This is a genomic window from Petrimonas sulfuriphila, from assembly GCA_038561985.1.
Lineage (GTDB): Bacteria > Bacteroidota > Bacteroidia > Bacteroidales > Dysgonomonadaceae > Petrimonas > Petrimonas sulfuriphila.
This window is the reverse complement of sequence record CP073276.1, coordinates 994,518-1,017,003: the sequence shown is the minus strand read 5'-3', so window position 1 is coordinate 1,017,003 and position 22,486 is coordinate 994,518. Positions and strand designations below refer to the sequence as shown.

Annotated in this window: 24 protein-coding genes; 13 read left to right on the top strand and 11 right to left on the bottom strand. The window is 43.5% G+C overall.

Annotation, left to right across the window (positions count from 1 at the left end):
• The first annotated feature begins 169 nt into the window (after positions 1-169).
• Positions 170-1,006: a metallophosphoesterase gene (locus KCV26_04110; protein ID WZX37574.1), complete on the top strand. Its 837-nt coding sequence runs from the start codon at positions 170-172 to the stop codon at positions 1,004-1,006.
• A gap of 47 nt (positions 1,007-1,053) precedes the next feature.
• Here KCV26_04110 and KCV26_04105 read toward each other — a convergent pair whose 3' ends face one another.
• From KCV26_04105 to KCV26_04085, 5 genes are all read right to left on the bottom strand, one after another.
• Positions 1,054-2,208, bottom strand: a complete 1,155-nt coding sequence (locus tag KCV26_04105; protein WZX37573.1) for an exo-alpha-sialidase — start codon at positions 2,206-2,208, stop codon at positions 1,054-1,056.
• A gap of 31 nt (positions 2,209-2,239) precedes the next feature.
• The gene (locus KCV26_04100) at positions 2,240-2,842 is read right to left on the bottom strand and encodes an NAD(P)H-binding protein (protein WZX37572.1); all 603 of its coding nucleotides are present in this window, start codon (positions 2,840-2,842) and stop codon (positions 2,240-2,242) included.
• A gap of 9 nt (positions 2,843-2,851) precedes the next feature.
• Positions 2,852-3,727 (bottom strand): pirin family protein, encoded by an 876-nt coding sequence (locus KCV26_04095; protein ID WZX37571.1) that lies wholly within the window; start codon positions 3,725-3,727, stop codon positions 2,852-2,854.
• Between the two features lie 28 nt (positions 3,728-3,755).
• Positions 3,756-4,280 carry a hypothetical protein gene (locus tag KCV26_04090; protein WZX37570.1) on the bottom strand — a complete coding sequence of 175 codons (525 nt, stop codon included), beginning with the start codon at positions 4,278-4,280 and terminating at the stop codon, positions 3,756-3,758.
• Positions 4,281-4,668: 388 nt separating this feature from the next.
• On the bottom strand, positions 4,669-5,346 hold the full coding sequence (locus KCV26_04085; protein WZX37569.1) for a DUF1080 domain-containing protein: 678 nt from the start codon (positions 5,344-5,346) through the stop codon (positions 4,669-4,671).
• Positions 5,347-5,724: 378 nt separating this feature from the next.
• On the opposite strand from KCV26_04085, the gene KCV26_04080 reads away from it, so the two are divergent.
• Positions 5,725-6,216 carry a redoxin domain-containing protein gene (locus KCV26_04080; protein WZX37568.1) on the top strand — a complete coding sequence of 164 codons (492 nt, stop codon included), beginning with the start codon at positions 5,725-5,727 and terminating at the stop codon, positions 6,214-6,216.
• A gap of 63 nt (positions 6,217-6,279) precedes the next feature.
• Here KCV26_04080 and gpmA read toward each other — a convergent pair whose 3' ends face one another.
• The 3 genes from gpmA to KCV26_04065 all read right to left on the bottom strand — a co-directional run bounded on the left by gpmA (position 6,280) and on the right by KCV26_04065 (position 9,896).
• The gene (gpmA, locus tag KCV26_04075) at positions 6,280-7,029 is read right to left on the bottom strand and encodes a 2,3-diphosphoglycerate-dependent phosphoglycerate mutase (GenBank protein WZX37567.1); all 750 of its coding nucleotides are present in this window, start codon (positions 7,027-7,029) and stop codon (positions 6,280-6,282) included.
• A gap of 104 nt (positions 7,030-7,133) precedes the next feature.
• Positions 7,134-8,498, bottom strand: coding sequence for an MATE family efflux transporter (locus tag KCV26_04070; GenBank protein WZX38319.1), 1,365 nt, complete (start codon positions 8,496-8,498; stop codon positions 7,134-7,136).
• Positions 8,499-8,612: 114 nt separating this feature from the next.
• Positions 8,613-9,896, bottom strand: coding sequence for a serine dehydratase subunit alpha family protein (locus KCV26_04065; GenBank protein WZX37566.1), 1,284 nt, complete (start codon positions 9,894-9,896; stop codon positions 8,613-8,615).
• A gap of 154 nt (positions 9,897-10,050) precedes the next feature.
• Between KCV26_04065 and KCV26_04060 the strand changes: the two genes are divergently transcribed.
• From KCV26_04060 to KCV26_04045, 4 genes are all read left to right on the top strand, one after another.
• Positions 10,051-11,325 carry a DUF2851 family protein gene (locus tag KCV26_04060; GenBank protein ID WZX37565.1) on the top strand — a complete coding sequence of 425 codons (1,275 nt, stop codon included), beginning with the start codon at positions 10,051-10,053 and terminating at the stop codon, positions 11,323-11,325.
• Positions 11,326-11,452: 127 nt separating this feature from the next.
• The gene (locus KCV26_04055; GenBank protein ID WZX37564.1) at positions 11,453-13,411 is read left to right on the top strand and encodes an Ig-like domain-containing protein; all 1,959 of its coding nucleotides are present in this window, start codon (positions 11,453-11,455) and stop codon (positions 13,409-13,411) included.
• Positions 13,412-13,436: 25 nt separating this feature from the next.
• On the top strand, positions 13,437-14,237 hold the full coding sequence (locus KCV26_04050) for a DUF3108 domain-containing protein (GenBank protein ID WZX37563.1): 801 nt from the start codon (positions 13,437-13,439) through the stop codon (positions 14,235-14,237).
• A gap of 119 nt (positions 14,238-14,356) precedes the next feature.
• Entirely contained in the window at positions 14,357-14,767 is a 411-nt protein-coding gene (locus KCV26_04045; protein WZX37562.1) for an antibiotic biosynthesis monooxygenase, read from the top strand.
• Between the two features lie 6 nt (positions 14,768-14,773).
• Here KCV26_04045 and KCV26_04040 read toward each other — a convergent pair whose 3' ends face one another.
• Positions 14,774-15,361, bottom strand: a complete 588-nt coding sequence (locus tag KCV26_04040; GenBank protein ID WZX37561.1) for a uracil-DNA glycosylase family protein — start codon at positions 15,359-15,361, stop codon at positions 14,774-14,776.
• On the bottom strand, positions 15,362-16,927 hold the full coding sequence (locus KCV26_04035) for a sulfatase (GenBank protein ID WZX38318.1): 1,566 nt from the start codon (positions 16,925-16,927) through the stop codon (positions 15,362-15,364).
• 126 nt (positions 16,928-17,053) lie between these two features.
• On the opposite strand from KCV26_04035, the gene KCV26_04030 reads away from it, so the two are divergent.
• The 7 genes from KCV26_04030 to KCV26_04000 all read left to right on the top strand — a co-directional run bounded on the left by KCV26_04030 (position 17,054) and on the right by KCV26_04000 (position 21,607).
• Positions 17,054-17,701 (top strand): redox-sensing transcriptional repressor Rex, encoded by a 648-nt coding sequence (locus KCV26_04030; protein ID WZX38317.1) that lies wholly within the window; start codon positions 17,054-17,056, stop codon positions 17,699-17,701.
• A gap of 5 nt (positions 17,702-17,706) precedes the next feature.
• Positions 17,707-18,321 carry a fumarylacetoacetate hydrolase family protein gene (locus tag KCV26_04025; protein WZX37560.1) on the top strand — a complete coding sequence of 205 codons (615 nt, stop codon included), beginning with the start codon at positions 17,707-17,709 and terminating at the stop codon, positions 18,319-18,321.
• A 59-nt stretch (positions 18,322-18,380) separates the two neighbouring features.
• Complete coding sequence (gene porV, locus KCV26_04020; protein ID WZX37559.1) at positions 18,381-19,550, top strand: type IX secretion system outer membrane channel protein PorV; 1,170 nt, start codon at positions 18,381-18,383, stop codon at positions 19,548-19,550.
• Positions 19,551-19,565: 15 nt separating this feature from the next.
• Entirely contained in the window at positions 19,566-20,045 is a 480-nt protein-coding gene (locus tag KCV26_04015) for a 2-C-methyl-D-erythritol 2,4-cyclodiphosphate synthase (GenBank protein ID WZX37558.1), read from the top strand.
• A gap of 12 nt (positions 20,046-20,057) precedes the next feature.
• Positions 20,058-20,684, top strand: coding sequence for a hypothetical protein (locus KCV26_04010; protein WZX37557.1), 627 nt, complete (start codon positions 20,058-20,060; stop codon positions 20,682-20,684).
• A gap of 83 nt (positions 20,685-20,767) precedes the next feature.
• The gene (locus tag KCV26_04005; GenBank protein WZX37556.1) at positions 20,768-21,316 is read left to right on the top strand and encodes a cob(I)yrinic acid a,c-diamide adenosyltransferase; all 549 of its coding nucleotides are present in this window, start codon (positions 20,768-20,770) and stop codon (positions 21,314-21,316) included.
• A 69-nt stretch (positions 21,317-21,385) separates the two neighbouring features.
• Positions 21,386-21,607: a DUF2795 domain-containing protein gene (locus tag KCV26_04000; protein WZX37555.1), complete on the top strand. Its 222-nt coding sequence runs from the start codon at positions 21,386-21,388 to the stop codon at positions 21,605-21,607.
• Between the two features lie 66 nt (positions 21,608-21,673).
• Here KCV26_04000 and pgeF read toward each other — a convergent pair whose 3' ends face one another.
• Positions 21,674-22,486 carry a peptidoglycan editing factor PgeF gene (gene pgeF, locus KCV26_03995; protein WZX37554.1) on the bottom strand — a complete coding sequence of 271 codons (813 nt, stop codon included), beginning with the start codon at positions 22,484-22,486 and terminating at the stop codon, positions 21,674-21,676.

The following is a 22,486-nucleotide window of genomic DNA, read 5'->3' as shown; positions in this document are numbered from 1 at the left end:
AGTGAACAGCCGCTGCTAAAGTTCATACCGGATATGGCTGGAGGATAGCGATGAAATATTTTTCGAATATTATCCGGCAATAAGTTCGGCACCTTATGAAAGGATTTGTATATCCGATCATCTCAAATAATTGTTGAATAAGCGTTAATTAATGAAAACTCCCATTTTTATGACTTCCTCAAAACAACATTTTCGTCTACTGGTCAGCTTTGTCGGAATGCTGATCTTGTCTTGTACCCACTCTTTTGCACAGTCAGACTCCACGGTGATCGTGCAAATTACCGACACACAGTTTGGATTTTTTGAGAATAACACAGGTTTTGAAAAAGAGACTGAACTTTACACAAAAGCAGTTCGACGAATCAATGAATTGAAGCCTGATTTTGTTGTTATTACCGGCGATTTTGTTAACGACTCAAAAAATATTTTGCAAATTGGAGAATTTAAGAGAATTACGTCTCTCATCCATCAGAACGTTCCGGTTTACCTAAGTCCGGGTAATCACGATTTGGGGCAATCACCCACAAAGAATGACTTTAATTTCTATTTTTCTAACTACGGCAGGGGAACCGACCGTTTTTCATTTAAGCATAAAAATTTGGCTTTTATTGGTCTTAACTCGGTCATTGTTAAGTCGAATAAAAACAAGAAAGAGGAGAAAAAACAATTCCGGTGGTTGAGAAACCAACTGCGCAAAGCAAAAAAATCGGGCAGTATTGTCTTATTTACACATTATCCCTTCTTTCTTTACGACTTTAATGAAAAAGAAACTTATTCAAATCAAAGCGTAGAGGTGAGGGATAGATACTTTCAATTATTCGAAAGGTATGGTGTGGATGCTATTTTTGCCGGACATTTGCATAATAATGCCGAAGCATCGCACAACGGCATTTCAATGATTACCACCAATGCCGTTGGAAAACCTTTGGGTAATGCGGAGCCGGGGATGAGAATAATCACAATAACTTCCGAAGGTATAAAAAGTCGTTATATTTCTATTGAATAGGTCTCTACTGAAATTAATGATGCTATTCCCAAGCTCCGTTATAAAAATTATTCATACAACCATTTTATATGCAATAACGTATTTTCTGTGACAGCCAAGTGTGTTTTCTGAGATTGGCTTCCAGCACAATAACTCAGTAAAATATTTTTATTATCTACAAAGTGAATTGCTATATAGCAATACCATCCGTCTGGATCAGCATGAATATTTTTGATTTTCTCCCATGTCTTTCCTTCATCTTTGGAAACGGCAATCGTTATCGGTGTCCTTTTATCCTTGATTTCAAGATTCGAGCCATCGTTGTTGTTCCATACCAGCAACCAGTCGCCAGTACCAGGAATCCTTTCGATAGTCGCTGGTGATAAGGGAGACGGTATATTACTGGCTTCAATGTGGCTCCAGGTTTGCCCCCTGTCCGATGAATAAGACAACCGCTGAAACCCTCCACTTGCGCGAATATACATCATTATTCTACCGTCCTTCATCTCGATTAATCCGGGTTCTTGAGTGATAATGTCGGTATTATTAGGAACTTGGGAGCTAGATTGCCAGGTTTGTCCATTATCATCCGAAAAGTAACAATATAAATCAGCTTGGTTCTCCCATTTCCCTCCAGGAATTTGATGTAATGCAACAGCCATCAATAATCGCCCATCTTGTAATTGGATGACCCTGTCGTTATTGAGGACAAAATAACCTTTTTTATCAGTGATGCAGGGTACGGCATCACTCCAGGATTTGGCTTCATCTCTAGAAATTCGCATCATGGGAATACAGTCTTCCGTTGAGTTTTTCTTCAAGTAAAAGAGGGCTATGTTCCCGTTTTGTAAACGAAGCAACGAAACTGACATCACATTCATCCCTCCTTCATTCTCAATGATGGTTTCATCTTCAGTAGTCCAGGTTCTTCCTCCATCTGCAGAATATCGGCCCGCCAGAAAGGCCGGATCATGATCTCCTCCGGATCCACTGGTGTAGTGGCTGTACACAAACAAAACCCTGCCGTCTTTAAGAGTTATAAAATCGCCTTCACTGTTCCGGGGATTATTGCTTGAGGGAGGTAGTTTTAATACTGTATTAGGAGAATAATCGGATAATCTGTTTGCATCTCTAATGGATAAGCAAGAAATGAGTAACCCAATAATTAGGGCGTTGGCAACAACAAGACTTAATTGCCAGCAAAATATGAACTTTTTATACATAAAAATACTATAAATTTTTATTTTGTCTGAATCATCCGACGACACTCTCCTTGGCAGCACGGAGCATTTCTTTGGCCAGCTGGTCTGTCGGTAGCGGTCGCAGCGAGGGGAAGAGTCCCAGCCGGTTGAAGAAACGAATCGCTTTCACCCCGGCCAGCTCCAACGTCCGATTGCTCTGTTTGCGTATCAGTGATGGAGGCCGAAATATCAATAGTTTTGGGAATTCCAGTTTCCGCACTGCTTCCTCCAGTTTTCCTTTCATCCGGGCATAAAAGAACGGTGATCTCGAGGAGGCGTTCATCGATGAGACCAGGACAAAGCATTTCATTCCGTTTTCTTTGGCAACTTTAGCAAACCGGTACTGGTAATCGAAATCCACCTTCCATTGCGCTGCCTTACTGCCGGCGTCTTTCAGGGTGGTCCCCAGGCAAGAGAAGAGGATATCCCCCTTCACCCGGTGGGCCCATTGCTCCGGCCTTTCAAAATCGATCCGGTTTACCGTCAGTTTAGCGTGTCGTATCTGCGGGTCTCTCCTGACGAAAATCTCTACGCTCTCTATCTCGCCGTCGTTCAGCAACAGCTGCAGCAGGTCGCTGCCCGTAGCACCCGTGGCACCGATTAACAGTGTTTTCATCAATTTTCTCTATTTAAATTCCGGATAAGGCACAAATTCTGACTCTCCCGGCACTTCCGGGAAGCGACGGTTAACCCAATCCTCTTTTGCCTGTAGAAGTCTCTCCCTTCTCGAAGAGACGAAGTTCCAGTCTATATAACGCCGTTCTGGAAAAGGTTCGCCGCCAAAGAGGTAGACCCTGGTGTCAGGGCCCATCTCGAACGCGCAGAGACGGCTGTTTTGTGCAATCAGCAACTTTCCGGGCCCAAAACTGTAGTTTTCAATTCGCACCTTCCCTTTCAGGATATAGAGTCCGCTCTCCCCATACAGTTCACCGTCCGGATTGAACATCTGCGGCTTGTCGCTTTTCAGCTCGATCAGGTATAGAGGGCTGTAGACCGGTACCGGTGATTTCTTCCCGAACACTTCACCGGCGATCAACTTTGTTTGTATCCCGTGCATCTCCCAGGCGGGTATCTCTTCAGCGGGGATGTGGAAGAATGAAGATTCTGTCTCCTCCATTGCTGTGGGGAGTGCCACCCATATTTGCATACCGTGGAGCACTTTTTTGGTGTCGCGCAGTCGCTCGGGTGTTCGCTCCGAGTGGACCACTCCTCTACCGGCTGTCATCCAGTTCACAGCCCCGGGTGTAATCTCCACCTCATTGCCGATGCTGTCACGGTGCATGATTGCCCCGTCGAACAGGTAGGTGAGGGTGGAAAGGCCGATATGGGGATGTGGCGGTACATCCAGGTTCTCTCCGGACTGCATCGTGGCAGGCCCCATATGGTCGATAAATGCGAAAGGGCCTACCGTCCTTTTCTGTCGGAAAGGCAGAAGACGTCCTACCATAAAGTTACCGATACTGGCCGCCCGTTCTTCAATGATCAATCCAATGTTTGACATATTATTTTATTTTATGAATTACCTTGTTTTAATTTCCAGTGTGTTGTGAAGACAGATGTAGGTCCCCCTTGATTTTCCTGTTGATAGAATACGTCTCCTGGTCATCCAATGGACTGTTGTTTACTGTTTCTGGTTCAGACCAGGTTTTCCCATTATTCGTACTGCGGATGAGTCGGGTTTTTCCCCAGGGGCAAACGTGTGAATCTCTGTCTCCCGAGTAAACAATCAGCAACTCTCCCTTATCGGTTTTTGTGATCGAAGGCCAGCCGAGGCAGCGGTTAGGTTCGATAAAAGGTTGGGTTGCTTTTGGATGGCCGTTTTCGTCAATTGACTGACCAATAATCAGGTACTTTCCGGACTCTTTGGAGACAAGCTTTGTTTCCACGATTTCAGCGATCCTGTTTTGTGGTGTGTCCGCGGGTATTGTTCCTTGGTTCAAAACGGAATAAATATGCTTATTGTTTGTCGGCAATCGATGGGTCAGTAGGCTTCCCATTGTTGTCAATCCGGAGATTTTTAAGAAATTGCGTCTGTTGTACTTTCTGTTGTCCATCTTTTTCTGTTATCGAATAAATATTCAATCGCGTAGAGGTTTGTATCTGTTTAGAAATGAGCTGATTAATTTTGTTTGACTCATGGAAAGTTAAATTAAGTGATGTTTCGTTCGAATAAAAAACAAAAATACCATAATTTTCAAATAAATATCGGACTTACCATTGTGAAATCCAAACACCGGAGGAAATACAAAACAAGTTTATCAACTCGATTATAAGTAAATAGAACCAAGTTTTGGAGCCATCCGGTATCGGTTCTATGCATATGGAACAATATTTTGCACTGCAGCTAGATCTGTGGTGGTAGTTGAGTTTTACCAAGCTTTGTTCTTCAGACAATTGGGGTTGACGATAAAAAGTGACTGTTAAAAAGTAGCTAATACTTACTTACTCTTTCAAGTGAATATTTCGCAAAGCTGAGGTTGTCCTCCACGAACAAATGCCAAAGGGCTTTGAAAGGCTTACTTCACTGCGGACGGAAAGTTGCTTTCCCGAGGTAGAAAAATCTACGACTTGTTCCCCATCAATCCATGCTTCAATCTTTTCGGAGGATACTTTTAAGTGAATGGCGTACCAGGTATCGTGGTCGAATTTTTTCAAAGTGTGACTTTCGTTGTCCGATGCGTCTGATCCGTCGATGTTGCTAAGACCCACCACCGGACCGCCCCATCCTCCTATGATCAAAGTGCAAAACGAATCTTTCACAGGGAAAGTCATTCCGCAAAAAAAATCGTTACCGGTTATTTTTTTAGCTTCCAGCTTCACTTCGTAATCTGTTTTTGGGAAATTCCCATTCCAGGTAATACCTGTACAGCCATCTCCCATTCCAAGCACAATTTCACCTTCAATAACCTGAACCGTGCCTTGCGTACCAAAGTTGGTAATTTGCCAGCCATCCAGTGATTTGCCATCAAACAACTGAACCCAGCCGGAATCAACACGTTGGGGTATAGTCTCAGTGGCGTTCTTACTTTTTTGATTGCCAACACAAGCAGATAAACCAATCAGAAAAGCTACTACGATATAAGGGGTTGTTCTCTTGTAAAGTGAATTTTTTATTTGCATGAAGAAATGTTTTGCTTTTTTTATGCACTTATAGCCGCTACTTAACAATTGGAACAAAGGTATAATTATTTTTTAATTGAAAGGGATCGTTCCTGTTTTTTGGTACTTTGTTGATGTTCGTTACTGGGTGTGGAAATTTACCTCAATACGATTCGGGGTGATTGTTTGTATATCCCTGATAGATAGGTTATCGTATGTTTATTTAAGTTGATTTTAACACTTGGAAACAAAGTTTTTGGCGTAAAAGTTTTTTTTTAATAAAAACGGACGTAATTTTGTCCCTGGAAATGATGACTTTTAGCGAAAAGTCAACAGTAAATAAACTTAGTTAAATGCGTGAAGCACAAGTAAGTTTGAGTATTAATTAAAACATTTTTTATGAAGTATGTGAACTTTTGTCTTGTAGCAATTGTTTCGCTTTTCTTTATGTCGAGCTCAATCAAAACCGAAAAAACTTCCACAGGTTATTATCCCGGCGAACAGATTCCAAATATTGTTCTCAGTGGATTGGAAGGACAACATCTCGACTTAAGCGAATATAAAGGCAGAAAAGTAGTATTAAGCTTTTGGGCGGCTTACGATGCCCAATCAAGAGCCAGCAACGTTCAGCTGTATAATTATTTAAAAGAAGCAGCCCCTGACGTTACGTTTCTATCGATCTCGTTTGACGAGAACCGGAACGTCTCTGAAAGAACGGCGCTCTTGGACAAGATTGATTTAAATTCGCAGTTTTGCGATGAAACAGGAGCCAGCTCAGCGATTTATAAAGAATTCAGGTTGAGGCATGGTTTCAAAAATTACTTGATCGATGAAAACGGAGTTATTTTGGCGATAGACCTCTCGATTGAAAAATTAAAAGAACTGATCTAAGTAATTTGAATGTATTAAAATAAAAGTCAGGGTGCCTGTTCTGAGCACCCTGACTTTTTTTATTCATTTCTTCTTGGCTTGATTAGCCACGGCATCCATTAGTTTCTTGATTTCTTCCGGATCGCCCAGGAAATAATCTTTCACCAGATTCATGTTGTCGTCAAATTCGAACACGTAGGGAACAGCTGTTGGCAGGTTTAAGCTAACGATATCTTCATCAGAAATACCTTTCAGGTGTTTGATAATTCCACGTAAACTGTTTCCGTGAGCGGCAATAATCACTTCGTTGTATTTCTCTTTCATTTCGGGAACAACTGTATCGTTCCAGTAAGGAAGAATGCGATCTACTGTGTGGCTCAACGCTTCGGTAAGTGGTAAGTCCTTTTCGTCAACCCCCTTGTAGCGGACATCCATAAAGGGAGAACGGGGATCGTCCTTGGCCAGTTCTGTTGGAGGAATATCGTAGCTTCTGCGCCAGATAAGTACTTGTTCATCGCCGTACTTCTCGGCTGTTTCAGATTTATTTAGTCCCTGCAGCATGCCGTAGTGCTTTTCATTGAGGCGCCATGTTTTTTCTACGGGAATCCAGTCCAAATCCATTTCATCCAGGACGACGTTGAGAGTTTTAACAGCTCTTTTCAGGTAAGAGGTGTAAGCCTTTTCAAAATGAAAACCCTCTTTTTTCAATAATTTCCCTGCTTTGTGTGCTTCTTCAACACCTTTTTCAGTTAAATCCACATCGGTCCATCCCGTAAAACGGTTCTCCTTGTTCCACACGCTTTCGCCGTGACGAATTAATACTACTCTCTTCATTGTGTATAATTTATTTAATTATTGTTTATCGTTTTGGAGGGACAAAACTACTCAAAAAGGATGAATTTTCCGAATTTTTATCGGGCTATTTACATAACGATGGCTCAGCGGTACAAGGGTTGATTCTCTTGCATGTTACGAATAATTCTTATTTGTCCCACCAGTAAATAGAGGGACAGGAGCGATGCCAGGAAGTCTGAAACCGGCATAGCGATCCAAACGCCGTTTAACCCAAGCAACGCAGGGAAGATCAATAACCCGGGGACCAGAAAGATAATCTGCCGGCTCAAACTTTGTATAATGGCTTTTTTCGCTTGCCCGATACTTTGAAAGAAATTCCCTGCAACAACTTGAAAACCCACTAAGGGAAAAGCAATCAAGCTAAGCCGGATACCGTTTTCAGCAATTTCAAGCAATTCCTGGTCACCGGTGAACGCACTGGCAAATTGACGGGGGAAGAACATGCCGATAATAAATCCGGCACTCGTGATAATAGTCGCCACTTTTACGGTATAGAAAAAAGTGTCTTTGACCCGCAAAAAGTTCCCTGCACCGTAGTTATACCCGATAATCGGCTGCGTACCCTGGTTTAACCCCACTACAGTCATAATTATGATCAACAACATGGAGTTAAGTATTCCATAGGCACCTACGGCTAAATCGCCTCCGTGTTTCAACAGTGAGGTGTTTAACAAAACGGCTACTCCTGATGCTGCTACCTGCATAAAAAAGGGAGAAAGACCGATAGATACGATAGCCAGGACGATATTTTTATTTAGCCGGATATTCTCTTTCCGCAAGCGTATAAGACTGCTGTCCTGTATGAAATGATGCATCACAAATAACATTCCTACAAACATGGAAATAACTGTGGCCCAAGCCACTCCGGCAATACCGAGATCAAAAACGAAAATAAACACCGGGTCGAGGATGATGTTCAACAGAGCTCCGATTAACATCGTTATCATCGCTTTTTTGGGATATCCCGAGGCCCGCATCATGTTATTAAAGCTGTAACAGAGACTGATAAAGACATTTCCGATAAGAACGATTTGTAAATATTCCCGTGCGTAGGGCAGTGTGTTTGCGGTAGCTCCGAAAGCGAGAAGGATAGGATCGAGATAAACGTAGAAAAGCGTCATGATCACTGCGTTGAACAAAAGTATAAGTATCAGGGAGTTGCCGAGGATTTGTTCTGCCGTATGTTTCTTCCTTTCGCCCAAACTGATAGAAATCCGGCTTGCGGCACCTACACCAACCAACATCCCGAGCGAAGAGGCAAGTATGGTAACCGGGAAAGTGATGGCCAGTCCCGAAATAGCATACGCTCCAACCCCTTGGCCTATAAAAATTCGGTCAACGATGTTGTAGAGCGAATTTACAAGGGTGCCGATGATGGCGGGAATAGAATATTCCCATACCAGAACGCTTATTTTTTTTGTTTCGAGAGTAAGTTCCGTATCTGTGATCGATTGTCGCACAGTGAAATTGCGCTTTAAAATTTTAATTTTCCGGTAACTACCGGCACAGCAAGATCTGTCCGTCTTATAACGAAATTTCCAGGGTTTATGTTCGAACGATTTTTATCCTTTGTGCGTCATTACTTGCAATACAATCCTGTCGGTTTCTGCCATGCCCTGGTTACCAATGATGGCTAGGTTTTGAATGGTCTTGTCCACGTCTTCATTCACGATACCTTCCTGTGACGTTACCACCCGGTTTTCTATGGCCATCAGGGCAGAGAGCATTGCCGTGGAGGTGCCGCTGGCTATTTTAAGTGCACAACTGGGCTTTGCCCCGTCGCAAATCATACCGGTTATGTTGGCAATCATGTTTTTTATGGCGAACGTAACCTGTCTATAATTGCCTCCCATAAGGTACGTTATGCCGCAGCTGGAACCCGCTGACGCCACTACGCAACCGCATAATGCCGATAACCTTCCCAGGTATTGTTTGATGTAAATAACCGATAGGTTGCTGAGAATCAGTGCTCTGATAAGACTTTCTTCGTCACAGCCAGCGTCCTCTGCATAGGTTAACACGGGAAGTGTCGCGGCTACACCCTGGTTTCCGCTTCCGGAGTTGCTCATCACCGGAATTAGGGCTCCGTCCATCCTTGCATCGCAGGCACCAGCCGTTGCAGAGATCATGCGGCTGTGTGGATTTTCTCCGAAAAGGGCCTTTCCCCTATCGCCTGTCAGGCTTTTGGCCACGTTGTGTCCGTAACTTTGTTTTTGGGATTGTAGTGAAGCTTCCCGATTCATTCTTGCCGCTTCAAGGATGAAATCCAATTCATCTATAGGCGATTCAGCGGCATATTCGTATACTTTCCGGAACGTGAGCTGTACATCCTCTTCCTTTTCTTCTGCTGTTTCCGTTTTATTTTTCAGCAGCACAGTTCCGTTTTTTTCGACGTAGGAGAACTGGGTATGGCTGCCGCGAATAACAGCTACGGACGATTCATTTCCGGCGTAGCACCGGACTTCTATATACAGTTTATCTTCAATTTCCTTTTCAACATCGATTTTTATTCGTTTGTCTTGGATGTATTGTTTGGCGCGTTCCACGTCCGCAGGTTGGAGATCCCGGAGAACTTCCAGGCCGTACTCCGGTTTCCCGATCAGTGCGCCCAAGGCAACGGCTATAGGCAACCCAATCATTCCTGTTCCGGGAATTCCTACACCCATAGCGTTTTTAAGGACGTTGGAACTCAGAATTACCTCGATCTGTTTGGGTTTTCGTCCCAGTGTTTCCGTTGCCTGTGCGACACAAAGCGATACGGCGACAGGCTCTGTGCAACCGATAGCCGGAATTATTTCACGTTGCATCAGTTGCTTGATTTTTTTTCTCTCTTGCGGGTTTAACATGAAAATTTGTGGTTCAATGATTTTAAGTATACGGCAAAGTTACATAAAAATCGACAGAAAGCCGGTTGAAAGGAGAAATAATGAAAAACAGACGTACCGTTGACAGGATTAAAATATAATTGTATATTTGAACTCCAAACAGCCTTAAAGAGATATGACAAACAACGAATATTTGCTTCATTATGTTTGGAAATACCGGCTTTTCGACCGGGCTGACCTCCAAACGATGGATGGACAAAAAGTAGATATCATCGATCCGGGAACACACAACACTGATGCCGGAGCTGATTTCTTCAATGCCAAAATCAAAATAGGGGATAAGATGTGGGCAGGGGATGTGGAGATTCATCCATCATCAGGTGATTGGACCAAACACGGACACCATACCGATGAAAGCTACAACTCGGTGATTTTGCACGTGGCGGAAAGAGTGAAAGGTGTGGTGAGGAACCAAAAAGGTGTGCAGGTTCCGCAAATGCAATTGATTGTACCTGAAGATGTAAGAAAAAATGCAGCGTATTTGCTCAACAGCAAGTCGAGTATCCCTTGCAAGAATCATCTCCCGCTGGTGGAAAGGGGAGTAATATGTGCCTGGATGGTTGAGATGGGGCTTCAACGGTTGGAGCGGAAGATCAACGATATTTTTACACATATGGCCCGATTCAACAATTCATGGGATCATTCCTTTTATGTGTTGCTTGTCCGGAACTTTGGATTCGGATTAAATTCCGACGGATTTGAACGACTGGCGTTGAGCCTTCCTCTCAACTGTATTCAGAGACACAGCGATAGCCTTTTTCAGATAGAAGCGTTGCTGTATGGGCAAGCCGGATTGTTGTATGACGACATTGTTTCCGATGATTACTACCTGCAACTCAGAAAAGAATACGGGTTCTTAAAACACAAATACCAACTTAAGCCTATCGATGGATTTTTATTCAAGAAGTTGCGTGTCCGTCCCCGCGCATTTCCACAAGTACGTATCGCACAGCTGGCAACTCTGCTGAAGCAGTCGGACCGTCTCTTTTCTTCCATACTCGAGAGAGAAGACTATAGACAGTTATGGAGTTATTTTCAGGTTGATACCTCCGATTACTGGCATACCCATTATTCTTTCGGAAAAGAGTCGGAAAGATCCCGAAAGTACCTGGGGGAATCTTCTTTCCATGTTATCCTTATCAACACGGTTGTTCCTATGCTCTTTGCTTACGGAAGAAAAACCGGCCAGGAGAAATTTTGTGACAGAGCGTTGCAGATACTGGAGACGGTAGAACCAGAACGAAATGCTATCGTTGCTGAATTTGCAGTTTCCGGTATATCTCCTGTCAGTGCATTCGATTCGCAAGCGCTCATTCAATTGAAAAAAGAGTACTGCGATAAGCGGAAGTGCCTGTACTGCAAAATCGGAAATCAAATCTTAGCCCGATAGCGCTGCAAAACATCTTGTATTTACTGAATTTCCGTTTTTTTAAACATCAAAACGCTAAAAACTACTTAATTCGTTGTATTTTTGCGCCAATTATGCAAATGACAGGAAGGTAATAATGATAAGGTTGTTGAAATATATACTCATACTCATTTTTCCGGGAGGAATACTGTTCGTATTGAATTCATGCGCCAATATGGCAGCGCCCACGGGTGGGCGGTACGACGAAAAGCCACCCCGGCTGATCCGTTCCAATCCTCAAAACAGCGCATTAAACGTAACCCGCAACATCGTTGAAATTGAATTTGACGAGAACATAAAAGTTGAAAAACCGACAGAGAAAGTGATCATTACGCCTCCGCAGATAAATATGCCTGTGATAAAATCGGTGGGAAAGAAAGCCGTTGTGGAATTCAACGATGAACTATTGCCAAACACTACTTATACGATCGATTTTACTGATGCTATTGTCGATAATAACGAAGGGAATCCGCTCGAAAACTTCTCCCTCTCTTTCTCTACAGGAGATCAACTCGATACGCTCGCCGTTTCCGGCAAAGTGTTATCCGCAGAAAACCTGGAACCTGCTCAAGGTATTTATGTGGGCATGCACACCAACCTGGATGACACCGCTTTTGTAAGGACTCCTTTTGAAAGGATTTCAAGGACTGACTCACGCGGAAGGTTTACAGTAAGAGGATTAGCCGCAGGTAAATACAGGATTTTTGCTCTCGACGATAAAAACAGGGATTATAAATATGACAACCCGCAGGAGGCCATAGCCTTTCTTGATTCCATTGTCGTGCCGTCATCGATGCCTGCTATACGACAGGATACGGTTTTCAAAGACAGTGTGACCATTGATACCGTAAAAACGATAAATTACACCCGTTTTCTGCCTGATAATATTTTACTTCGCTCATTTTCATCCGGATTTCAACGGAAATATTTTCAAAAACACGAACGAACCCAGCGTGAAAAACTTGTTGTCTTTTTTGCGGCTCCAACCCAGGAGCCTGCTTTCGAACTGTTAAAACCGGTATCAGGCAATGAAAACTGGTACGTGATGGAGAAAAGCAAAGATAACGATACCCTTTCCCTGTGGATATCCGACTCATTGGTCTTAAGGCAGGATACCGTTATACTGAAGATGGATTACCTGAAAACAGATTCGTTGAACCGGGACCTTTTGCAGTCGGATACATTGAGTTTTAACTTCCGCGAACCGCGACAAACCCGTAGAGAAAAAGAAAACGAAGGGAAGGAAGAAGAAGTGCGTTTGCTTGCCGTTAATCACAATATCCAATCTTCACACGAAATTTACTTGCCGGTTCAGTTGGAGTTTGAACAACCGGTAATCGATTTTGATTCATCGAAAGTTCACCTCACATACGAAGTGGACTCTGTTTTCTCGCATGTCCCTTTCACTATGCTTGGCGACACGCTCAACCCCCGAAAGTATACGCTTCGGCACAAATGGGAACCCGGAGGGAAGTATAAATTAACCATCGATTCAGCGACTGTTCACAGTATTTACGGATTGTGGAACAACAAGGTAGAGCAGACGTTTGCCGTAAAAGCACTGGATCAGTACGGAAACTTAATGTTTCAGCTGTCGGGACTGCCGGTAGGGAAACCGGCTTATGTAGAGTTGCTGGACAAATCGGATAAACCTTTTCGAAAAGTACGTGTCAAAAACAGCGAAGCCCTGATTTTCGATATTAATCCGGGAACGCTGTATGCCCGACTTTTCATCGATGACAACGAAGACGGTGAATGGACGACAGGTGACTATGAGAAGGGTAGACAGCCCGAAAGAGTTTACTATTATCCGGGTGCGTATGAGATTAGGGCATACACTGACCATGAAGAGTCGTGGAATGTGACGGAGTTGCCGTTAGACAAGCAAAAACCGCTTGATGTCACTAAAAATAAACCCGAAGAAAAGAAACGCCGTAACCTCAACGAAGAACGCGAACGCCAGCAACAGCAGCAAAACCGACGCGGAGGAGCTTCTTTTCCCGGCGGGGCCGGAAGTATGGGCGGACCGGCCACTCCAATGCAGAGACCGGTTGCTCCTGCCCGATAACCGCACTTAATCCAAACGAACGAAAATGAACAAAACGATTCAATTGTTTCTCTTATTTATCTTGGTTGTCTCCCTGCCTCAGGGAGCAATTGCCCAGTGTAAGATCATCAATAACTCTTTTAAAGACGGAGAGAACATCTCTTACGATTTGTATTTCAATTACGGCATAGTGAATGCCAAAGCCGGCACAGGATCATTAAAGACCAATCTGGTAAACTACAAGGGCAACAGCGCTTTCAATGTTCGCATGTTGCTTAATACGAGTGGATTGGCAGGAAGTGTTTATACGGTTAATGATACGCTTGTGTCGTATATCGACATGAATTTGCGACCGCTGCTCTTCACTAAAAATGCATTTGAAGGAAAGGATTATTCCCGGGAAGTGCAGTCTTTCAGTTATGTAGAGGATGGGATAAAAGTAAGGACAAACCGTGTTTTTAACGGAAAAAAGAAATTTGAGGAAACCATTACTACCCATGAATGTACATACGATTACCTGTCGGTATTGGCGTTGATCCGGAACCTGGACTACACGGATATGGAACCCGGTGACCAAAAGCAAATACAGTTTATTTCCGGAAGAGAGATCGTGAACATGGCTGTAAACTACAACGGTTTGTCCAAGATTAAAGCCAATGACGGGCAAACCTACAACACGGTTCAAATCTCCCTGACCATCTACGATAAGGCGTTTAAAGACAAGAAAGAGGCTATTAGTGCTTCATTGACCGATGATGCGAACAGAATTCCCATTATCATCAACACGCATTTAAAGATTGGAGCTATACGCGCTGTGCTGAAAAATGTTTCCGGTCTGCGAAATTAAGAAACTGTTTTGAAGTTTCCTTTTGTTCCATACGCCGTATGATGCGAAAATCCAGGTTCATAAAAAATGACACAAACAGTGCATAAATAATCAAAACAGTTTTTAAATTTTCTTAACCTATGCAAAAGCAATTTTTTCTTTTCTGTGTGCTTTTTCTGACGCTTCTTTCTGCTTATCCCCGCCATTCACAGGCACAAAATGCAGGTGAACCCTATGTGATTTTGGTTGAATTTACGTTGGATGAGAGCCGGGTAGATGAGGCCATAGAGTTGTTATCAGACATTCAATTGCAAACCCTTGAAAACGAAGAGGGTTGCCTGGTTTACGATGTTTTGTTGAGTGAAGAGGATCCTGCTCGTGTATTTATCTACGAGAGCTACGAGAGTGAAGCTGCATATAAAGTGCATTCCAATGCTTCTTATTTTAAAGAGATTGTTCTGAAAAAACTGAAGCCACTCATCAAAAGCCAAAAGATAACCAAGGTATTTCCATTGAATTTCGAAGGAGTGTTAGGTGACGCTGAGATTTAACGCTCTCTAAAGAATTTCCATCTCTGTAAAAAGTTGCCTGTATATTTTGGCCTTTTCGGATAATGGCCTGGGGTATGCTCTTGATGAGGAAGGCATCCGGTAAAATTTGTATTTCTTATTGAGGAAATCAACGGTCACGCTGTTCCCAATCTTAGGAATGGGAGTTGTGGCGGGAAAAAGCGACCGAAGAGTCTCAGTCGCTTTTTCACCGGTTGTAGCGAACGCTTTGCAGTCAGGGATTTTCGATAAAATGTTTTCAAGGTTGAGCGGAGTAACTATTTCCAGAAAATTATCCGACGCATTTCCTTTCAGCCGGTGTACTTCGTGTGCCGTATCACATACGGCAATACCTTTCAAGGATAGGAATTCCATAATTTTTTCTTTATCGAAAGAGAACTTGTTTTCCGAAAGGAAATAGTCTTTTTCATTGAAAAACGCCAGCCCCAAAATCCGCCACATATCGTTTTGGAAATTCGGATAATAGAAATCCATCTTCCACTTCGCCTTCGGTGGAGGAAAGCTGCCCAGCATCAGTAACCTGGTTTTGCCGGGTAAAAAGGGTTGCAAAGGGTGAGTCTCGATTGGAAGCATCATTCAGTTGTCCTTCCTGATCGGGTCATCGTATTGCTCCTGGAGGCGTTTAAGTTCGGCGCAAAGCTCGCCGGTAATTTTTTCGTATCCGGTTTTTCCGTACAGGTTGTTCATTTCCATCGGATCGGCTTGCAGGTCGAACAGTTCCCACTCATCTATGTCTCCGTAGAAGCGAATGAGTTTGTACCGTTCCGTTCTCACTCCATAATGACGCCTTACGGCATGTTCACCGGGATATTCGTAGTAATGATAATACAGGGATTTTCTCCAATTAGCGGGAGCTTTTTCGTTTTTGAGTAAAGGTACCAGGGAGACGCCTTGTATATCTGAAGGGATAGGAGCACCCGCAAGCTCAAGCATTGTCGGTGCAAAATCGATGTTTTGAACCAGTTGTGGTATGTCGCCCCGTTTCTTGTATGATTTGGGAAGCCACATAACCAGGGGTGTGCTGAACGATTCTTCATACATGAATCGTTTGTCGAACCAACCGTGTTCACCCATGTAAAAACCCTGATCGGACGTGTAAATGACAACGGTGTTCTCCAGCATTCCGTTTTTTTCCAGGTAGTCGAGAATACGCCCCACATTTTCATCCAGCGACTTTATGGTTTTGGCGTAATCACGCATATAGCGTTGATATTTCCACTCTGCCAATTCGTTGCCTTGTAAGCCAGACGCGTAAAATGCATCAATGATTGGCTGGTAATGAGCATCCCATTTTGTTTTCTGTGCAGAATCCAACCGGGCATATTCCCCCTGGATATATTGTTCCGACAACCGGGTGCTGACACCCGGACGCAGCATCTTCAGGTCATTCACAATGTCCATATCGCGGTCGCTAGCGATGCTCATCTCCTGCATTTTTGCTGCTTTTCTCCCTGAATAATCGTCGTAAAAATTGGTAGGGAGCTCAAATGTTTTGTCTTCGTAAGCTTTTAGGTAAGTCGTATCGGACATCCAGTTACGGTGTGCCGCTTTGTGATGCAGGAACAGGCAGAAAGGCTTTTTCTTGTCGCGTCCGTTCTCGAGCCAATCCAGTCCGAAGTCAGTAATGAGGTTTGTGGCGTACCCCTGGTGGTTTTTTCTTCCTTCAGGGGTGATAAAATCGGGTTGATAATAATGGCCTTGACCGGGAAGAATTGTCCAGTAGTCGAAATGAGTGGGTTGACTGTCCAGGTGCCATTTTCCAATCATTGCTGTTTGGTATCCCGCCTGTTGCAGCAGTTGCTGGACGGTTTGCTGACTGCCGTCGAACGAAGTGATGTTGTCGATTTTTCCGTTTTTGTGGCTGTGCTTTCCGGTCAGCAGACATGCACGGCTGGGAGCAGAGATGGAGTTTGCCACGAAAGCATTGGTAAATCTCACTCCGTTATTAGCTATTCTGTCGAGGTTAGGTGTTTCTATGTGGCGCTTGTCATAACAACTCATCATTTGCCGGGTATGGTCGTCCGTCATGATATAAACGATGTTCAACGGTTTCGTATTTACCGTTTTTTCTGTTCCTGTGCACGAAGCCAGCAAGGCTGTTCCGGCGATGGTGAATAATAGATTGTTCTGATTGAGTTCCATTGGCTCTTGGGATTCCGTTTTCACAAAAATAGTTTTTTTTGTCCAATTACGGACTTTTTTCTTTAATTATCTGCCGGGATAAAAATTTTTAGCAAAAAACGAGTATCTTTGCAAATTAAAACAGATCTGTCAATGAATCACGACAACTATCATTCGAGAATCCCTGAACCGGCTTTGCGAAGGCTGCCGTGGTATTTGTCTTACGTTAAGTTGTTAAAAAAACAAGGATACAGCAAAGTGTCTTCTACACAAATCGCCAAAAAGATCAATGTGTCAGCCACTCAAATTGCGAAAGATCTTTCCTATGTAAATGTCAGCGGTAAAACCCGGGTAGGCTATGATATTGATAAGCTGATAGGTGTGCTGGAAGATTTTTTGGGTTTCAAAAAGATGCATACCGCCGTGCTTTTCGGGGTAGGAAGTCTGGGGGCTGCCTTGCTTTCCGATTCGGGTTTAGAGCAATACGGCCTAAAGATACGTGCTGGATTTGACGTGAATCCATCCATCGTCGGACAGAAAATTAACAACATCCCCGTGTTTCACTCCGATGATTTCGCGGCAAAAAACAAAAAAATAGATGCCCAAATTGGTATTCTCACCGTTCCCCCCGATATTGCTCAGGAAGTTGCCGACTTTATGATTGCGGGAGGGATTCAGGCAATATGGAATTTTACTCCTTTCCGGATTCGCGTTCCCGAGCACATTGTGTTGCAGAATACATCGCTTTACGCGCACCTGGCGGTCATGTTTAACCGGCTTGTGAAGGAGGGGTAGCACCAATGAAAATTTTTGCTGTCGGCTTAAATTACGATTCGCATAACCGGGAGATGAAGCGGGTCTTTGAGGCCAGTGAACCGGTTATCTTTATGAAACCCGATACGGCTTTATTGCGTAACGGAAACCCTTTTTTCCTGCCTGATTTTTCCAGTGAAATTCATTACGAAACAGAATTGGTGCTAAAAATTAACCGGTTGGGAAAGAACATTGCCGAAAAATTTGCTCACCGTTATTACGATGAAATTACCGTAGGTATAGATTTTACCGCCCGTGATTTGCAACGGAAACAAAAGGAATTGGGCCTGCCTTGGGAGATAGCCAAAGGTTTTGATAATTCTGCGCCCGTAGGAGAATTTATTTCCATAAAGAAAATACCGGACATTAACAACATAAACTTTCGTCTCGATATCAATGAAAAAACTGTACAGCAAGGGAATAGTTGTGATTTGATTTACTCTTTCGATAAAATCATCGCTTACATCAGTCGCTTTTTTACGCTTAAGATAGGGGATCTTGTCTTTACCGGAACTCCGGCAGGAATTGGAGGTGTATCCATCAACGATCGTCTTGAGGGCTATATTGAAAATAAGAAGCTGCTCGATTTTAAAATTAAATAGCACCAATACAATAAAAAGAGATTATATTTGTTTAGAAATTAAACAACATATACAGATCTATGCAATCGAAATCAAGTTTCTTCACTACCGTTTGTTTCTTGAGCCTATTTATACTGTTTTCCGACAAGGCTTTTGCCCAACAATATAATCCGATTCCCGTGGCAATGCCTTCTCTTCAGATCGCATCCGATGCCCGGGGCGGCGGTATGGGCGATATAGGTGCTGCCTCCATGCCCGATGTCTATTCACAGTATTGGAATGCTGCCAAGTATCCGTTTATATCCGGCAGTACCGGATTTTCGATCTCGTATACTCCCTGGTTAAGTAAGCTGGTAAACGACATTGATCTGGTGTATCTGACCGGTTTTTGGAAATTCGGGAACGAAAACCTGAACGCTATCAGTACTTCACTCCGTTATTTTTCTCTGGGAGACGTTGATGTATTTGATCAGAACACCGATTACGTGATGGCCGTATCCCCCCATGAATTTGCTTTCGATGTGGCGTATTCAAGAAAACTTTCTGAAACCTTTTCAGGAGCGGTCACCTTGCGGTATATACGTGCCGATTATTCCACGGGAAGCGATGACGTGACACCCGGCAACGCTTTCTCAGCCGATATTTCCGGTTACAATGAGACCTATCTCAACCTGGGACAGTCGGAAGCATTGTTGGGGTTTGGGTTTAATATTTCAAATATAGGAACAAAGATATCTTATGACGGAGGCAACACATCCATGTTTTTGCCTGCGAACTTGAGGGTGGGTACATCACTGGGGCTGCCGGTTGATGATAAAAACAGTTTCTCTTTCAGTGTTGATGTCAACAAGTTGCTTGTTCCGACGCCACAACTGCCTGCTGAAGGGGAGAGCGAAGAGGAGAGGACGAAAAGGGTACAGAAATATGCCGATACTTCTCCCGTTGCCGGTATTTTCAACTCTTTTGGTGATGCTCCCGGGGGATTTAAGGAAGAGATGCAGGAAGTGATCTGGTCGCTGGGAGTAGAATATTCTTACGATAATCGGTTTTCGCTCCGTACGGGGTATTACCACGAGAGCGAATACAAGGGAAATCGCCGTTATATGGCTTTTGGAGCCGGATTTAAAATGAACGCCTTTCAAATTGATGCGGCTTATTTAGTCTCAACGGCCCAGTCCAATCCGTTGGATCAGACCTTGCGCTTGTCGCTCGGTTTTGATATCGATGGAATAAAACAGTTGTTGCGGTAATCGAGTAATTTTTCTATGAAGATAAGGGTAGGTTTTGGATACGACATGCATCGCCTGGCAGAAGGCAGAGACCTCTGGATGGGAGGAATAAAAATAGACTTTGAAAAAGGCCTGCAGGGTCATTCCGATGCCGATGTATTGATCCACAGCATTTGTGATGCATTGCTTGGTGCGGCCAACCTGCGGGATATCGGTTTTCATTTTCCTGACACCGCAGACGAGTTTCTGGGTGTCGACAGTAAAATACTGTTGAAGAAAAGCGTTGCCTTGTTGCGAGAAAATGGGTTTGAGGTAGGTAACATTGACGCAACCATCTGTGCCGAAGCTCCCAAAATGAACCCGCATGTTCCGGCTATGCAAAAGACGTTAAGCGAAATAATGGAGACGGATGTCAACACTATTTCCATCAAGGCCACCACCTCTGAAAAGATGGGGTTTGTGGGCCGGCAGGAAGGCATAACAGCCTATGCAGTAGCTTTAATTTATACATTATAATTGTTCCCGGTTTTGTGTTTCAAGTGGTTTAAACGAAGAAAGCAGGCAAGAGGGTTCGGTATTCATTCTCCTTTTGCTTATAATTTTGTCACCCATATTATTAACGAAGAATATGGGTACACGGCATTTCTGGATATTGACCAGCTGTTACGCGCACACAACATAGAGACGTCCGATAAAAAGCTTCATCATTTGTCATACAAGCTTGTCAGGTATTTTAAACCCGGGAGGGTTCTCGAACTGGATACGGGAAAGGGGATTAATACGCTCTATCTAAGTGCAGCTTCTAAGGATGCCGTTTGTCACTGTTTTGATCCGGAAGGGAAAAATGTGTTGCTGGCAAGAAATTTGCATACAACGTATAACAGGCATGTTGAGTTTATCGATGAAATAGACCTTTCCGAGTTGTACGACGGAATATTTGTCTATTTAAACTCATTTCCTGTTGATATGGAGAGCCTGCTATCGATGAGTTCAGACGATACGTTCTGGGTTATCGCGGGAATAAAATCGGGTAATGGCAAACGTTTCTGGAAGGCTGTCGTCGCAGATGAAAGGGCAAGAATTACTTTCGACATGAAAGATATTGGTGTTGTCGTTTTAAAGAAATCGTATCACAAAGCGAGTTATTTGATTTAAAAAGGCAATTAGACATTAAATAAGAGGTAAAATTCCTGACAATAAAACAACCTGAGTGCCTGAGGCCTAAAATGGATTTTGAAATGAAAAAAAGTACTGTATATACAAAATCGGGAGATAAGGGTAAAACATCGTTGGTTGGCGGCACCCGGGTAAAAAAAACGCATGTCCGGCTAGGGGCTTACGGAACAATCGACGAATTGAACAGTTTTATCGGTTGGTTGAACTGCGGTGTTGATGATGAGGAAACCGGTCTCTTCCTTTCTTTTCTACAACACAAGCTTTTTACGGTAGGCTCTTACCTGGCAACAGAAACAGAGCAGATTCCCCCTAAAGCTGCCAGTATCATCTCCCCGGAAGACATTGAAAAAGTTGAAAAGGAAATCGATCGGATAGACCATACTTTACCCCGGTTGAACCGTTTTATTCTTCCCGGAGGCAATGAAGCTGCTGCACGTGCACATATCTGTCGCACCGTTTCCCGAAGAGCTGAACGAAACGTTTATCGGGTGGCTGAAGAATTTCCAGTAGCCGATTTTGTTCTAATTTTCTTAAATCGTTTGTCAGACTACTTTTTCGTGCTCGCACGATACGAAAGTAACAAGACCGGAAAAGAAATATACTGGGAATAGGATAATATCTGATTTTTTTGTATATTTTTGCGCTAAATTTATGAAACAACAAACCCTAAGGAGATAATTATGTATTGGACACTCGAATTAGCTTCTAAATTGGAAGACGCTCCCTGGCCGGCAACAAAAGACGAGCTCATTGATTTTGCTCAACGTTCCGGTGCCCCGCTTGAAGTGATTGAGAATTTACAGGAAATTGAGGACGACACGGAAGTTTTTGAAACGATAGAAGATATATGGCTCGATTATCCCAGTAAAGAAGACTTCTTTTTTAACGAAGATGAGTATTAATGTTTTCCAAAAAAACAAAATCTTACAGCCGTCCGACTTTCCTGACGGCTGTTTTGTTGGTAGCCGTTAACGAAGCATTATACCGGAAAGCATTCTTCCAGAGTGCAACGATTGCCGCCGGGCCGAGAAAAACAGGCGGCTATTACCGTAGGTACAATACCGCGTTTTCTCAATCTGGTGCTTGGGAACGCCCATCCTAATGAGTTCCTGTCGGTTGATTTCCTTGAGATCAATATGCAACTTCCGGGATAAGTTATGGCGATACGAAATGGATTTATTGAGATTGAAGCCGCTTTTTTGAAACTCTTCCTCAACTTCCCTCCCTACTTCGTAATTATCGATGCCGATTGCCGGACCAATTGCTGCGAGAATGTCCCGGGTTTCAGTTCCAAAGTTTTTCTTCATTTCAAGAAGTGTCTTTTCAACGATTCTCCCTGAGGTCCCTTTCCATCCGGCGTGAATAGCACCGATAGCTTCGTTTTTCCGGTCGAACAACAACAGCGGAACACAGTCGGCCGTGGTGACACACAAGAAGTAACCTTTCTCCTGTGTAACGGATGCGTCGTATCCGTAGAGCCTTTCAATTTTTTCTGCATTGGAGAGATTCAGAAACTCAGCGTCAATAAGCAGTACCCTATTACCATGGGTTTGATGCGGAGTTATCAGATCATTGGCCTCTTTGTAGAACTTTCGGGCCACAATGGATCTGTTCTCAAAAATATTCAGCGGATTATCATCGGAGTAATTTCCCAGGTTTAACGACCGGAATTCACCGCGGCTCACGCCGCCTGCCCGTGTAGTAGAGAAATGAAGCAACCGCTGTTCATTGGAGAAAATAGTGAAGAAAAGCAGGTTTGAATAATTGGGGTGGCGAAACAT